The organism is Oryzisolibacter sp. LB2S, assembly GCF_040732315.1.
Classification (GTDB): Bacteria; Pseudomonadota; Gammaproteobacteria; order Burkholderiales; family Burkholderiaceae_C; genus Alicycliphilus; species Alicycliphilus soli.
This window is the reverse complement of sequence record NZ_CP160388.1, coordinates 1,782,834-1,797,386: the sequence shown is the minus strand read 5'-3', so window position 1 is coordinate 1,797,386 and position 14,553 is coordinate 1,782,834. Positions and strand designations below refer to the sequence as shown.

At 66.8% G+C, this 14,553-nt stretch carries 13 protein-coding genes; 5 read left to right on the top strand and 8 right to left on the bottom strand.

The window, feature by feature from the left end:
• The first annotated feature begins 107 nt into the window (after window positions 1-107).
• The 4 genes from ABUE11_RS08460 to ABUE11_RS08445 all read left to right on the top strand — a co-directional run bounded on the left by ABUE11_RS08460 (window position 108) and on the right by ABUE11_RS08445 (window position 4,304).
• A complete protein-coding gene (locus ABUE11_RS08460) occupies window positions 108-1,499 on the top strand; it encodes a circularly permuted type 2 ATP-grasp protein (RefSeq protein ID WP_367068787.1) in 1,392 nt (463 codons plus the stop codon).
• Window positions 1,500-1,525: 26 nt separating this feature from the next.
• Entirely contained in the window at window positions 1,526-2,506 is a 981-nt protein-coding gene (locus ABUE11_RS08455) for an alpha-E domain-containing protein (RefSeq protein ID WP_367068602.1), read from the top strand.
• Window positions 2,507-2,563: 57 nt separating this feature from the next.
• Window positions 2,564-3,355 carry a transglutaminase family protein gene (locus tag ABUE11_RS08450; protein WP_367068601.1) on the top strand — a complete coding sequence of 264 codons (792 nt, stop codon included), beginning with the start codon at window positions 2,564-2,566 and terminating at the stop codon, window positions 3,353-3,355.
• Window positions 3,356-3,431: 76 nt separating this feature from the next.
• A complete protein-coding gene (locus ABUE11_RS08445; RefSeq protein ID WP_367068600.1) occupies window positions 3,432-4,304 on the top strand; it encodes a peptidase in 873 nt (290 codons plus the stop codon).
• Window positions 4,305-4,387: 83 nt separating this feature from the next.
• Here the strand turns inward: ABUE11_RS08445 and ABUE11_RS08440 are convergent, their stop codons facing one another.
• The 7 genes from ABUE11_RS08440 to scpA all read right to left on the bottom strand — a co-directional run bounded on the left by ABUE11_RS08440 (window position 4,388) and on the right by scpA (window position 12,560).
• The gene (locus tag ABUE11_RS08440) at window positions 4,388-4,852 is read right to left on the bottom strand and encodes a VOC family protein (RefSeq protein WP_367068599.1); all 465 of its coding nucleotides are present in this window, start codon (window positions 4,850-4,852) and stop codon (window positions 4,388-4,390) included.
• Window positions 4,853-4,911: 59 nt separating this feature from the next.
• On the bottom strand, window positions 4,912-6,960 hold the full coding sequence (locus ABUE11_RS08435) for an acetyl/propionyl/methylcrotonyl-CoA carboxylase subunit alpha (RefSeq protein WP_367068598.1): 2,049 nt from the start codon (window positions 6,958-6,960) through the stop codon (window positions 4,912-4,914).
• A 21-nt stretch (window positions 6,961-6,981) separates the two neighbouring features.
• Entirely contained in the window at window positions 6,982-8,514 is a 1,533-nt protein-coding gene (locus tag ABUE11_RS08430) for an acyl-CoA carboxylase subunit beta (RefSeq protein ID WP_367068597.1), read from the bottom strand.
• Window positions 8,515-8,581: 67 nt separating this feature from the next.
• Window positions 8,582-9,589 (bottom strand): methylmalonyl Co-A mutase-associated GTPase MeaB, encoded by a 1,008-nt coding sequence (gene meaB, locus ABUE11_RS08425; protein WP_367068596.1) that lies wholly within the window; start codon window positions 9,587-9,589, stop codon window positions 8,582-8,584.
• Between the two features lie 6 nt (window positions 9,590-9,595).
• Window positions 9,596-10,012 (bottom strand): hypothetical protein, encoded by a 417-nt coding sequence (locus ABUE11_RS08420; protein WP_367068595.1) that lies wholly within the window; start codon window positions 10,010-10,012, stop codon window positions 9,596-9,598.
• Window positions 10,009-10,350, bottom strand: a complete 342-nt coding sequence (locus ABUE11_RS08415; protein WP_367068594.1) for a hypothetical protein — start codon at window positions 10,348-10,350, stop codon at window positions 10,009-10,011. Before ABUE11_RS08415 ends, ABUE11_RS08420 begins: the two co-directional genes overlap by 4 nt.
• Before the next feature lie 50 nt (window positions 10,351-10,400).
• On the bottom strand, window positions 10,401-12,560 hold the full coding sequence (scpA, locus tag ABUE11_RS08410) for a methylmalonyl-CoA mutase (RefSeq protein WP_367068593.1): 2,160 nt from the start codon (window positions 12,558-12,560) through the stop codon (window positions 10,401-10,403).
• Window positions 12,561-12,685: 125 nt separating this feature from the next.
• Between scpA and ABUE11_RS08405 the strand changes: the two genes are divergently transcribed.
• Entirely contained in the window at window positions 12,686-13,321 is a 636-nt protein-coding gene (locus ABUE11_RS08405; RefSeq protein ID WP_367068592.1) for a GntR family transcriptional regulator, read from the top strand.
• Between the two features lie 18 nt (window positions 13,322-13,339).
• On the opposite strand, the gene ABUE11_RS08400 is transcribed toward ABUE11_RS08405, so the two are convergent.
• On the bottom strand, window positions 13,340-14,473 hold the full coding sequence (locus ABUE11_RS08400) for a saccharopine dehydrogenase NADP-binding domain-containing protein (RefSeq protein WP_367068591.1): 1,134 nt from the start codon (window positions 14,471-14,473) through the stop codon (window positions 13,340-13,342).
• Between the last annotated feature and the right edge of the window lie 80 nt (window positions 14,474-14,553).

Sequence of the window (14,553 nt, the reverse complement as noted above, 5' to 3'; positions counted from 1 at the left end):
CTGCTTTGTCCCCTGCATCCGCAGCTTCTTGCTGCGCAGCATGGGAGGACCCGCCGATGAGCGACGCAGTTGCCGAAAAAACCATCTCCGAACGCGCCTTTAACGAAATGCTGGACGAAGGCGGCCAGGTGCGACCGCATTACCGCGCGTTTGCCCAGTGGCTCGCGGCCCAGCCCCCACAGGCCATGGCGGCGCGGCGCCTGGAGGCCGACCTGAACTTCCGGCGCATAGGCATCACCTTCTCCATGGCGGGCGACGCCGACGGCACCGAGCGCCTGATCCCGTTCGACCTGATCCCGCGCGTCATCCCGGCGGCCGAATGGCGCTGGCTGGACCAGGGGCTCAAGCAGCGGGTGCGCGCGCTCAACATGTTCATCCACGACATCTACCACGACCACGACATCGTGCGCGCGGGCATCGTGCCGCCCGAGCAAGTGTTCCTGAACGCCCAGTACCGCCCCGAGATGCAGGACGTCACCGTGGCCGAGAACATCTACTGCCATGTCGCGGGCATAGACATAGTGCGCGCCAACGCGGGCGAGTTCTATGTGCTGGAGGACAACCTGCGCGTGCCCTCGGGCGTGTCCTACATGCTCGAGAACCGCAAGATGTCGATGCGGCTCATGCCCGAGATGTTCAGCCGCGAGCGCGTGGCCCCCGTGGCCCATTACCCCGACATGCTGCTCGACAACCTGCGCGAGGTCGCCCCGCGCAACATTGACGACCCCACGGTGGTGGTGCTCACGCCCGGCATGTACAACTCGGCCTACTTCGAGCACGCGTTCCTCGCGCAGCAGATGGGCGTGGAGCTGGTCGAGGGCAAGGACTTGTTCGTGGACCAGAACACGGTCTACATGCGCACCACGCGCGGGCCGCAGCGCGTGGACGTGATCTACCGCCGCGTGGACGACGATTTTCTCGACCCGCTGACCTTCCGCGGCGACTCGGCCCTGGGTGTGCCGGGGCTGCTCTCGGCCTGCCGGGCGCGGCGCATCACGCTGGCCAACGCCATCGGCACGGGGCTGGCGGACGACAAGTCCACCTATCTGTTCGTGCCGGACATGATCCGCTTCTACCTGGGCGAGGAGCCCATCCTCTCCAACGTGCCCACCTGGCAGTGCAGCCGCCCCAAGGAGCTGTCGCATGTGCTCGCCCACCTGCCCGAGCTGGTGGTCAAGGAGGTGCATGGCGCGGGCGGCTACGGCATGCTCGTCGGCCCCACGGCCAGCCGCGCCGAGCTCGACGAGTTCCGCGCGCGCATCCAGGCCAACCCGGCCCACTACATCGCCCAGCCGACGCTGGCGCTCTCGACCACGCCGACCTATGTCGAATCGGGCGTGGCCCCGCGCCATGTGGACCTGCGGCCCTATGTGCTGTGCGGCAAGGAGATCCGCACCGTGCCCGGCGGCCTGTGCCGCGTGGCGCTCAAGGAGGGCTCGCTCGTGGTCAACAGCAGCCAGGGCGGCGGCACCAAGGACACCTGGGTGCTGGAAGAGTGACGCAACGACAGGAAGGACACCAAGCCATGCTGAGCCGCACCGCCGACCATCTTTTCTGGATGTGCCGCTACATCGAGCGCGCCGAGAACACCGCCCGCATGCTGCACGTCAACAGCCAGCTGGCCCTGCTGCCGCGCGACGCGGCCGTGCACCGCCAGTCCTGGCAGGCCATGCTGCGCCTGTTCGAGCTGGAAGACGACTTTGCCGCGCGCTACGGGGACCCCGAGCCCCAGGCCGTGATCCACTTCATGGTGCGCGACGCCGACAACCCGTCGTCGATCTACGCCTGCCTGCGCGCCTGCCGTGAGAACGCACGCGCCGTGCGCGGCAGCCTGACCACCGAGCTGTGGGAGACCATCAACCTCACCTGGCTGACGCTGCTGCGCGACCTCGACGAGGGCGTGCTCGAGCGCAACCCCGAGCAGTTCTTCGAGTGGATCAAGCGCCGCGCGCACCTGGTGCGCGGCGTGACAGAGAACACCATGCTCGTGGACGAGGCCCTGCACTTCATGCGCCTGGGCAGCCAGCTCGAGCGCGCCGACAACATGGCGCGCATGCTCGACGTGCGCTTTCACGAGCACGAGGCCCTGGCCGGCGGCGGCGCCACGGCGGCGCAGGGCAAGGCGCTCGATGCCGACGCGGGCGAGTTCTACCGCTGGTCCGCCATCCTGAGCTGCGTGTCGGCGCTGGAGGTCTACCGCAAGGTCTATCGCGACGTGGTCACGCCCTCGCGCGTGGCCGAGCTGCTGGTGCTCAACACCACGCTGCCGAGCTCGCTGGTGGCGCTGGTGCGCGGCGTGAGGGAGAGCCTGGCGCGCGTGGCCAATGATCGCTCGGCCGAGACCGAACGCCAGGCCGGCCTGCTGCTGGCCGAGCTCGAGTACGGCCGCATCGAGGACATTCTGCGCGGCCCGGGCCTGCACCGCTTTCTGACGAACTTCCTCGCGCGCATCAACCACCTGGGCACGCGCATCGGCAGTGATTTTCTGCTTCCTTTGAGTGCCTAGCCCTTGTGGGGCAAGCGCGAGCAGCTATCAAGTTTGAGACAAAGCCAGGAGCCAGACATGCGCCATCTCATCAGGCACACCACCCGCTACCACTACACCGACCCCGTGAGCTACAGCATCCAGGTGCTGCGCCTGACGCCGCGCCAGGACGAGCACCAGCGCGTGCTGCGCTGGAACATCGAGGCGCCCGGCCTGCTCGAGGAGCAGGTGGACGCCTACGGCAACGTCACCCACACGCTCACGCTGACCCAGCCGCACGAGGCCATAGAGCTCAAGGTGACGGGGCAGATCGAGGTCGCCCCGCTCGACGACGGCGCGGTGCCCGGCGAGGACAGCCGCCTGCCCGTGCAGGCCTATTGCGTGCCCACGCAGCTCACGGCCTGCGACGACAGCATTCGCGCCTTTGCCCAGGCCACCCTGCCCGGCGGCCTGCGCGGGCCCGACGATGCGCTGGCCCTGGCCGAGGCCATAGAGCGGCGCGTGGCCTATGAGCCCGGCATCACCGATGTGCGCACCGCCGCCAGCCAGGTGCTGGCCCTGGGCCATGGCGTGTGCCAGGACCACGCCCATCTGTTCCTGGCCTGCGCGCGCGCCCTGGGCCGCCCCGCGCGCTACGTGAGCGGCTATCTGCACACCGACGCCACGCACATGGCCAGCCACGCCTGGGCCGACCTGTGGTGGCCCGAGCAGGGCTGGGTCAGCGTGGACGTGACCAACCGGCAATACGCAAGCGAGCGCCACTGCCGCCTTGCCGTGGCGCGCGACTACGAGTCGGCATCGCCCGTGCGCGGCGTACGCACCGGCGGCGGCGCCGAGACCATGCTGGTCGACGTGCTGGTGCAGCAATGAGCGGCCGGGCGCCTCATAGAATCGCGCCCTCGGGCGCAAGCCATGCCGGCGCGTGCGATTACTCTGACCTCTTGCTATGACCTACTGTGTTGCCGCCTGCTTGGACGCGGGCATGGTCTTCCTGGCCGACAGCCGCACCAATGCCGGCGTGGACCAGGTCAGCACCTGCCGCAAGCTGCGCGTGTTCGAGCGCCCGGGCGAGCGCCTGCTGGCGCTCATGACCTCGGGCAATCTGGCCATCAGCCAGGCCATCGTGGCCCTGCTGGCCCAGCGCGGCCCGGACGACCCGCAATCGATCTGGAACGCCGCCACCATGCAGGAGGCCGCGCAATGCGTGGGCGACGCAGTGCGCGCCGTGCATGCGCGCGACGGCCAGGCGCTCAAGGAGCAAGGCATTGACTTCAACGTCAGCCTCATCCTGGGCGGCCAGATCGGCCGCGCGCCCTGCCAGCTGTTCCAGGTCTATGCGGCGGGCAACTTCATCGCCGCCAGCCCCGAGAGCCCCTACCTGCAGATCGGCGAGGCCAAGTACGGCAAGCCCATCGTGGACCGCGTGCTGCAGGCCCACACGCCTCTGGACGAGGCCGCCAAATGCATGCTGATCTCCATGGATTCGACGCTGCGCTCCAACCTCTCGGTCGGCCTGCCGCTGGACCTGCTGGTCTATGAGCGCGATGCGCTGCGCGTGACCCGCTTTGCCTGCCTGGACGAGGACAACCAGTACCTGGACATGATCCGCCGCACCTGGGGTGAGCGCCTGCGCCAGGTGTTTGCCGAGATTCCCAACCCGCAGTGGACCACGCCCGAGGCGCAGGCCGGCGACGCCGCCCCGGCCCTGCCCCGCCGCCACCAGCCCGTGCGCATCACCGCCGGGCCCGAGCCGCAGGGGCAGCCGCCCGCGGCGCACCAGGTGCTCGCCCAGGGAGCGGGCAGGCGTCAGGTGCAGTAGACGGGTGCAGCTGGCGGGCGGCCGCAGTAAGGCAAAAAGCCCCGGCCGTCTCCGACCGGGGCTTTTTGTTGCCGATGTCATGCTCAGCCGAGTGCGGCAATCACCTCGGGCGGTGCCTGCACCAGCTCGATGAGCACGCCCTCACCCGCGATCGGAAACTCGTCGCTGGCCTTGGGGTGCATGAAGGTGATGTCGTAGCCCGCCGCGCCCTTGCGGATGCCGCCCGGCGCAAAGCGCACGCCCTGGGCCGTGAGCCACTCCACGGCGCGGGGCAGGTCGTCAATCCACAGGCCGATGTGGTTGAGCGGCGTGGTGTGCACGGCCGGCTTCTTGTCGATGTCGAGCGGCTGCATGATGTCGACCTCTACCTTGTGGGCACCGCTGCCCATGGCGAGGATGTCCTCGTCCACGTTCTCGCGCTCACTCTGGAAGGTGCCCGTCTGCGTCAGGCCCAGCATGTCCACCCAGAGGCGCTTCATGCGCGACTTGTCCGTGCCGCCGATGGCGACCTGCTGTATGCCCAGCACCTTGAAGGGGCGTTCGCTCATTCCGATACTCCTGTATTGAGAGCTGCCAACGCTTGCCTGGCAAGCGCTGGAGGCCGATTTCATTCAAATTCCAGAATCACTTCATCGACGGCCAGCGAATCGCCCTTGGCGGCGGCGATCTTGCTCACCACGCCATCCTGGGCGGCAAACAGCACGTTCTCCATCTTCATGGCCTCGATGACGGCGAGCTTCTCGCCCGCCTGCACCTTCTGGCCCGGCTGCACCGCCACCTGCACCAGGAGGCCGGGCATGGGCGAGAGCAGGAACTTGGACAGATCCGGCGGCGCCTTGTAGGGCATGAGCCGGAGCAGCTCGGCGCGCCGGGGCGTGAGCACCATGGCGTCGATCTGCGTGCCGTTGTGCATGATGCGCAGGCCCAGCGGGTTCTTGGGCAGGCCGCGCTCGACCTGGGCCGTGAAGCCCTGGCCGTTGCAGGCGCCCTGGATGCGGATGCTGCCCAGATGGGCCGTGCTGCTGATGCGGTAGTCCTTGCCGTTGATATGCACCACGCTCGAGCCCGAGTCGGTCTCGAAGTCGGTCACGCTCACGTCGTGGTACTGGTTGTTGCCCTCCTGGCCCAGGGTGACGACGACGAACTCCTCGCCCACCTGCACCTCGTGGCCCGCGAGCTGCCCGCTGATGCCGGTGGCACGGGCGCGGTAGCGGCGGTGCATGTAGGCGGCCAGGGCGACGAGGAAGTCGGGGTCGTCATGCGGCACGTCCTCGGCGACGAAGCCGTGGGCGTAATGCTCGGCGATGAAGCCGGTGTTGAACTGGCCCGCAACGAACTTCGGATGCGCGAGCAGCGCGGCCTGGAACGGGATGTTGCTGTTGATGCCGCGAATGACGAAGCCGTTGAGCGCGGCGCGCATCTTCTGGATGGCGTCGTCGCGGTCGCTGCCGTGCACGATGAGCTTGGCGATCATCGAGTCGTAGTACATCGGGATCTCGCCGCCCTCGTACACGCCCGTGTCCACGCGCACGCCGTACTTCTTGCTCGTGTCGGCCTGGAACATGGTTTCCTGCGGCGGCGTGAAGCGCACCAGGCGGCCGGTCGAGGGCAGGAAGTTGCGGAACGGGTCCTCGGCGTTGATGCGGCACTCGATGGCCCAGCCGTCGCGCTTCACATCCTGCTGGGTGATGGAGAGCTTCTCGCCCGCGGCCACGCGGATCATCTGCTCCACGAGGTCCAGGCCGGTGATGCACTCGGTCACCGGGTGCTCCACCTGCAGGCGGGTGTTCATCTCGAGGAAGTAGAAGTCCTGGTCCTTGCCGACCACGAATTCCACCGTGCCTGCCGACTGGTACTTCACGGCCTTGGCGAGCGCCACGGCCTGCTCGCCCATGGCCTTGCGCGTCGCCTCGGAGATGAAGGGCGACGGCGCCTCCTCGATCACCTTCTGGTGGCGGCGCTGGATCGAGCATTCGCGCTCGTTCAGATAGACCACGTTGCCGTGGCTGTCGCCGAGAATCTGGATCTCGATGTGGCGCGGCTCCTGCACGAACTTCTCGATGAAGATGCGGTCGTCGCCAAAGCTGTTGCGCGCCTCGTTCTGGCAGCTGGCAAAGCCCTCGAACGCCTCCTTGTCGTTGAAGGCCACGCGCAGGCCCTTGCCGCCGCCGCCGGCGCTGGCCTTGATCATCACCGGGTAGCCAATGCCCTTGGCGATTTCCACGGCCTGCTCGGGGCCGCTGATCGCATCGTTGTAGCCGGGGATGGTGTTGACCTTGGCCTCATTGGCCAGCTTCTTCGAGGCGATCTTGTCGCCCATGGCCGCGATCGAATGCGCCCTGGGGCCAATGAAGGCAATGCCCTCGTCCTCGCAGCGCTTGGCAAAGGCTTCGTTCTCGGACAGGAAGCCGTAACCGGGGTGCACGGCCTGCGCGCCGGTCTGCTTACAGGCCTCGATGATCTTGTCGGCGAGCAGATAGGACTCGCGGCTGGGCGCCGGGCCCAGACGCACGGCCTCGTCGGCGAGCTTGACGTGGCGGGCTTCCTTGTCGGCGTCGGAATAGACGGCGACGGTTTGGATGCCCATCTTGCGGGCGGTGGCGATGACGCGGCACGCAATCTCACCACGGTTGGCAATCAGAATTTTGGTAAACATGTTCTTGTTCTCCTCGGCCGATTAGAGGGGGATGTTCCCGTGCTTGCGCCACGGGTTTTCAAGTTTTTTCTCGCGCAGCATGACCAGCGAGCGGCAGATGCGCTTGCGTGTCTCGTGCGGCAGGATCACGTCGTCGATGAAGCCGCGTGCGCCGGCCACGAAGGGGTTGGCAAAGCGGTCCTTGTACTCGGCCTCGCGTGCGGCGAGCTTGACGGGGTCGTTCTTGTCCTCGCGGAAGATGATCTCCACCGCGCCCTTGGCGCCCATCACGGCGATCTCGGCGTTGGGCCAGGCAAAGTTCACGTCGCCGCGCAGGTGCTTGGAGGCCATCACGTCGTACGCGCCGCCATAGGCCTTGCGCGTGATCACGGTGACCTTGGGCACCGTGCATTCGGCGTAGGCGTAGAGCAGCTTGGCGCCATGCTTGATGATGCCGCCGTACTCCTGGCTGGTGCCAGGCATGAAGCCGGGCACGTCCACGAAGGTGATGACGGGGATGTTGAACGCGTCGCAGAAGCGCACGAAGCGCGCGGCCTTGATGCTCGACTTGATGTCCAGGCAGCCGGCCAGCACCAGCGGCTGGTTGGCGACGATGCCCACGGTCTGCCCTTCCATGCGCGCAAAACCGATGATGATGTTCTTGGCGTACTCGGGCTGCAGCTCGAAGAAGTCGCCGTCGTCCACGGTCTTGACGATCAGCTCCTTCATGTCATACGGCAGGTTGGCGTTGTCGGGCACCAGGGTATCGAGGCTCTTGTCCATGCGGTCGGCCGGGTCCTTGCTGGGGCGCACGGGGGGCTTTTCGCGGTTGTTGAGCGGCAGGTAGTTGTAGAGGCGCCGCAGCATCAAAAGCGCCTCCACGTCGTTCTCGAACGCCATGTCGGCCACGCCGCTCTTGGTGGTGTGGGTGATTGCGCCGCCCAGTTCCTCGGCCGTGACTTCCTCGTGCGTGACGGTCTTCACCACCTCGGGGCCGGTGACGAACATGTAGCTCGAATCCTTGACCATGAAGATGAAGTCCGTCATCGCGGGCGAGTACACGGCGCCGCCCGCGCTCGGGCCCATGATCATGCTGATCTGCGGAATCACGCCACTGGCCATGACGTTGCGCTGGAACACGTCGGCATAGCCGCCGAGCGATGCCACGCCCTCCTGGATGCGCGCGCCGCCCGAGTCATTCAAGCCGATCACGGGTGCGCCGACCTTCATGGCCTGGTCCATGATCTTGCAGATCTTCTCGGCGTGGGCCTCGGAGAGCGCGCCGCCGAACACCGTGAAGTCCTGGCTGAAGACGAACACCAGGCGGCCATTGATCATGCCGTAGCCCGTGACCACGCCGTCGCCGGGGATCTTGTTGTCCTGCATGCCGAAGTCCGCGCAGCGGTGCTCGACGAACATGTCCCATTCTTCAAACGTGCCTTCGTCGAGCAGCAGCTCGATGCGCTCGCGCGCCGTGAGCTTGCCCTTCTTGTGCTGCGCGTCGATGCGCTTCTGCCCCCCGCCCAGGCGGGCGAGTTCACGCTTCTTCTCCAGTTGGTCGAGGATGTGTTGCATAGGGTTCGTCCTTCGTTGGTATTCGGATAAGTATTCGGGTTGATATTGATTTGATAGCTTCTCGCGCTTAGCTGGCGTGCGCTGCAAGCAGATTTCTTGCAGCAGTACTGGCGGCGATGCGGCCCGCGGCCACGTCCTGCAGCATCTGCGGCAGCAGCACCTGCACCTGGGGGTGCTGGCGGAAGGCCTGTTTCAGGCCTGCGTCTATGCGCTCCCACATCCAGGTCAGGGCCTGTCTCTCGCGGCGCGCTGCCAGGCGGCCGTTGGCCGTCTGCATCTGGCGATAGTCCTGCACCGCGGCCCAGAAGCCATCCACGCCCTGGTGCTGCAGGGCGCTGATCTGCAGCACCTTGGGCGCCCAGTGGCTGTGATCGTGCGGGTCGCGCTCGGGGTTGCCGTGAAAGCCCAGCAGGCGAAGGCTCGACGTGATCTGCGCCTGTGCGCGCGTGGCCGCGGCCGGGTCGATGTCGGCCTTGTTGATGACCACGAGGTCGGCCAGCTCCATCACGCCCTTCTTGATGGCCTGCAGGTCGTCGCCCGCGTTGGGCAGTTGCAGCACGCAGAACATGTCGGTCATGCCGTGCACGGCCGTCTCGCTCTGGCCCACGCCCACGGTTTCCACAATCACCACGTCGTAGCCTGCGGCCTCGCAGACCAGCATGGCCTCGCGCGTCTTCTCGGCCACGCCGCCCAGCGTGCCGCCGCTGGGGCTGGGGCGGATGTAGGCCGCCTCCTGGGCCGACAGCTGCTCCATGCGCGTCTTGTCGCCCAGGATGGAGCCGCCCGTGACGGAGGACGACGGGTCGATCGCCAGCACGGCCACCTTCAGGCCCTGGCCAATCAGGTACAGGCCCAGGGCCTCGATGAAGGTGGACTTGCCCACGCCGGGCACGCCGCTGATGCCGAGGCGCAGCGCGCGGCCGGTGTGCGGCAGCAGTGCGGTGAGCAGCTCGTCGGCCTGCGCGCGGTGGTCGGCGCGGGTCGATTCCAGCAGCGTGATGGCCTTGGCCATGGCGCGGCGGCGCACCAGGGGCGCGCCAGCGGTGATGGCGTCGAGCAGGGTTTGAGGTGTCATGCCGATTTACAAAATCTCGAAACTGCGGCCATCGGGCAGGCGGTAGCGGTAGAAGTCGCGCACGTCGATGGTCCAGACTTGCTGCGTGCCGGTTTCCTGCGCGGCCCAGACCAGCGTGGCGTCGGCAAAATCCATTTGCGTGCGGCGGTTGTCGGTGTATTGCTGCATCAGGCCCAGCATGTCGGTGAGGTGGCAGGGGTCGAAGGGAAAGATGTTGACCGCGCCCTGCTCCACCCACCGCAGCATCTGCCAGCGCGCCACCGGGGGCAGAAAGTGCGACGCCTCCACCACGCAGGGCCAGGTCGTGGTCAAACGCCAGCCCGCAGGCTCCGACTGCAGCAGCGCGCGGTAGTGCGGGTGCGCCACGTCATCCGCATCGAACAGCGCCACCAGCGGGCCGGTATCGACAAGCGCCACGTTCACGGGGCAGAACCTTCATCGTCCGGCACCCAGGCGACGCCCTTCTTGCGTGCCTCCTGATAGGCCAGCCAATCGCGGGAATGCGCCTCGTGCTGCACGCGCAGCTTGTCGCGCACGCGCTCGCCGGTGCTGGGCGGCAGTGCATCGTCCGACGCCCCTTCGCCCACACGGTACTGCGCCGCCTCCTCCATCACCTGGCGGTAGAGCTGCGCCGGGTCCTTGCGGCCCAGCGCCCGCTCCACGGCGGCGATGATGAACTGCGACTTGGTCACACCCAGCCGGCGAGCGGCGAGCTCCAGCTCCTTTTCCAGCAAAGGGTCCATGCGGACGGATACGGCCATGGCGTGCTCCCGGTTTGAAATACCGTATTACTGTATTTCAAACCCGCCGATCAGGCAATCGCCTTCTTGATCTGCTCGAGCACGTCCTTGGCGCTGGCCGGGATCGGCGTGCCGGGGCCGTAGATGCCCTTGACGCCAGCATTCCACAGGTAGTCGTAGTCCTGCGCCGGGATCACGCCGCCGACGAAGACGATGATGTCGTCGGCGCCCTGATCCTTGAGGGCCTTGATGATGGCCGGCACCAGCGTCTTGTGACCGGCGGCGAGCGTGGAGACGCCGATCGCGTGCACGTCGTTCTCGATGGCCTGGCGCGCGCATTCCTCGGGGGTCTGGAACAACGGGCCGATGTCCACGTCGTAGCCCAGATCGGCAAACGCGGTGGACACCACCTTGGCGCCACGGTCGTGGCCGTCCTGGCCCAGCTTGGCGATCATCACGCGCGGGCGACGGCCCTGGGCCTCGGCAAAGGCGTTGATCTCACCCTTGAGCTTTTCCCAGCCCTCGGCGCTGTCGTAGGCGGAGGCATAGACACCAGTGACCATTTGCGTATCCGCGCGGTGGCGGCCAAAGGATTTTTCCAGGGCGTCGGACACCTCGCCCACCGTGGCGCGCAGGCGGATGGCCTTGATGGACAGGTCGAGCAGGTTGCCCTGTCCCGACTCTGCTGCAGAAGTGAGAGCTGCCAGCGCTTGTTCCACGGCCTTTTGGTCGCGTTTTGCCTTGATATCGTTCAGGCGCTTGATCTGGCTCTCGCGCACCTTGACGTTGTCCACCTCGAGGATGTCCACCGGGTCTTCCTTGGCAAGCTTGTACTTGTTCACGCCGACGATGACCTCCTTGCCCGAATCGATCAGCGCCTGCTTTTGCGCGGCGGCGGCCTCGATCTTGAGCTTGGCCCAGCCCGAATCCACGGCGGCCGTCATGCCGCCCATGGCCTCGACCTCCTCGATGATCTTCCAGGCGGCGTCCGCCATGTCCTGGGTCAGCTTTTCCATCATGTAGGAGCCGGCCCAGGGGTCGATCACATTGGTGATGTGCGTCTCTTCCTGAATGATGAGCTGCGTGTTGCGCGCGATGCGGGCGGAAAATTCCGTGGGCAGCGCGATGGCCTCGTCGAGCGCATTGGTGTGCAGGCTTTGCGTGCCGCCGAACACGGCAGCCATGGCCTCGATGGTGGTGCGCACCACGTTGTTGTAGGGGTCCTGCTCGGTCAGGCTCCAGCCGCTGGTCTGGCAGTGCGTGCGCAGCATCAGGCTCTTGGGGTTTTTGGCATCGAACCCCTTCATGATGCGGCACCACAGCAGGCGCGCGGCGCGCATCTTGGCGATCTCCAGGTAGAAGTTCATGCCGATCGCCCAGAAGAACGACAGACGGCCGGCGAACGCGTCCACATCCATGCCCTTGGCGATGGCGGTCTTCACGTATTCCTTGCCGTCGGCCAGCGTGAAGGCCAGCTCCAGCGCCTGATTCGCCCCCGCCTCCTGCATGTGGTAGCCGCTGATCGAGATCGAGTTGAACTTCGGCATGTTCTGGGCCGTGTACTCGATGATGTCGCCGATGATGCGCATCGACGGCTTCGGCGGGTAGATGTAGGTGTTGCGCACCATGAACTCTTTCAGAATGTCGTTCTGAATGGTTCCCGAGAGCTTGTCCTGACTCACGCCCTGCTCTTCCGCCGCCACCACATAGCCGGCCAGCACCGGCAGCACGGCGCCGTTCATGGTCATCGAGACGGACACCTTGTCCAGCGGAATCTCGTTGAAGAGGATCTTCATGTCCTCCACACTGTCGATCGCCACGCCCGCCTTGCCCACGTCGCCCGTCACGCGCGGGTGGTCTGAGTCGTAGCCGCGGTGCGTGGCCAGGTCGAAGGCCACGGACACGCCCTGCCCGCCCGCGGCCAGCGCCTTGCGGTAGAAGGCGTTGGATTCCTCGGCCGTGGAAAAGCCCGCGTACTGGCGAATCGTCCAGGGACGCACGGCGTACATGGTGGCCTGCGGGCCGCGCAGATAGGGCTCGAAGCCCGGCAGCGTGTTGGCGTAGGGCAGATCCTGCGTGTCGGCCGCCGTGTACAGGGGCTTCACGGAGATGCCGTCGGGCGTGACCCAGTTCAGGGCATTCACGTCACCGCCGGGGGCGGACTTGGCGGCTGCCTTGGCCCAGGCGGCAAGGTCGGCGGTCTGGAACTGAGGATCGGAAGAGCTGCTCATGGCGGTGGTGGCTTTCGCAAGGATGGCAAAAATGGGCGAATTCGCTCGCAGCGTTTCGCCAATAAGTCCGAGTTTACCCGATATGTAATTATTAATTCTTAACTCTTTTGCGCTACATTTGCCCCATGTCCGTCGTCACCCTCACCCCGCGCGCACTCTACGAACAGGTCGCAGAGCAGCTGCGCCAGCGCATCTTCCAGCGCGAGCTGGAGCCCGGGAGCTGGATCGACGAGCTCAAGATTGCAGAGGAGTTCGGCATCAGCCGCACGCCGCTGCGCGAGGCCATCAAGGTGCTGGCCGCCGAGGGCCTGGTGACCATGAAGGTGCGCCGCGGCGCCTATGTGACCGAGATGTCCGAGAAGGACCTGCGCGACGTCTACCACCTGCTGTCCCTGCTCGAGAGCGACGCCGCCGCCGTGGTGGCCGAGCGCGCGAGCGATGCGCAGCTGCAAAGCCTGCAGGCCCTGCACGACGAGCTCGAGCGCAGCACCGGCGACCGTGACCAGTTCTTTGCCGTGAACGAGCGCTTTCACATGCAGCTGCTGGCCCTGGCCGACAACCGCTGGCGCGACCAGATGGTGGCCGACCTGCGCAAGGTCATGAAGCTCAACCGGCACAACTCCCTGCTCAAGCAGGGGCGCATCGCGGAATCGCTGCTCGAGCACCGCGCCATCATGGCGGCGCTGCGTGAGCACGACGGCACGCAGGCCATGCGCGCCATGCAGCTGCACTTTCGCAATGGCCTGCAGGCCGCTGGGTAGTGCGGCCCTTGTCAGGCGTTAGGCACCTGCGTTAGGCACCTGCGTCCCGGCCACGTCGTACACGCGCCCGAAGCGGTTGGCCAGCAGCTGTGCCAGCGTGATCTGCTCCTGCTGCACGAAGCCCGCCTGCGGCAGGCGTCCGCTGCTCACCAGGTCGAGCGCCGTGCAGATGCCCGCGGCCGTGGTGCGCTGTATGGCGCTGAGCACCTGGCCGCGCAGCGTGGCGCCGACGATGCGCGCCGAGTAGCTCTCCTGCACCAGGCGCCCGCCGCGCAGGCCGCGCGCGCTGGCGAGGATCACGATCACGTCCTGGTCCGTCGTGGGCACGGCCGCCTCGAGCAGCTCGCCGAGCAGCGCGCGCCGCTCGCGCAGGCGCAGCTCGTGCAGCAGCAGGCGCATGGCCGCATGGTGGCCGGGGTAGCGAATCGTCTTGTAGTCGAGCTGCGCTATCCGCCCCTCCCAGGTCTGGGGCAGACTGCCCAGGCCGCCCGAGGTACTGAAGGCCTCGTATTCCACGCCATCGATCAGCAGGGGCTCGAGCCCGCTGAGCGCGGGCACGCTGATGCGCTGGCCCTCGGCAATCACCTCGCAGGGCTTGCAGTATTCGTTGATCAGCCCCTCGGTGCTCCAAGTCAGGCTGTAGCGCAGCGCACCCTGAGGAAAGCGCGGCAGCGCGCCCACGCGCAGCCGCAGCTCCTGCGCGCTGTCCAGCCGCCCCGCCAGGTCGTTGCCGACGATGCCGATGAACCCCGGCGCCAGCCCGCATTGCGGCATGAGCACGCTGCGCGCGCTCTCGGCCAATGCGCGGATCGCCTGGGTGCTGGCCACGTCCTCGGTCAGGTCGAAGTAGTGCACGCCCTGCTGCGCGCACAGGGTCGCCACCGTCACCGACATATGAAACGGCAGCGCACACAGCACCGCAAACCGGCCCCGCACCGCGGCCTGCAGGGCCGCCTCGTCGGGCAGATGCAAGGTGTGCAGCCCCGGCAGGTCCTGCGCCAGGCGCGCCAGGGCATCGGCATTGCGGTCCGCCACCAGCACCTCGTAGTCGCCCGCGTCCATCAGCAGCAGCGCGATCGCGCGGCCAATCTTGCCGGCACCCAGAACGGTGATGCGACGCGGCGCGGCGCGTGGCGTGGCTTCGGACCTCATATCAACCTCCTGCGCGGCATGAGACGCTGCGCTGCTCGCATGGCAGGCGCTTGAACGCATTGTGCCCACCCGGCGTGCGC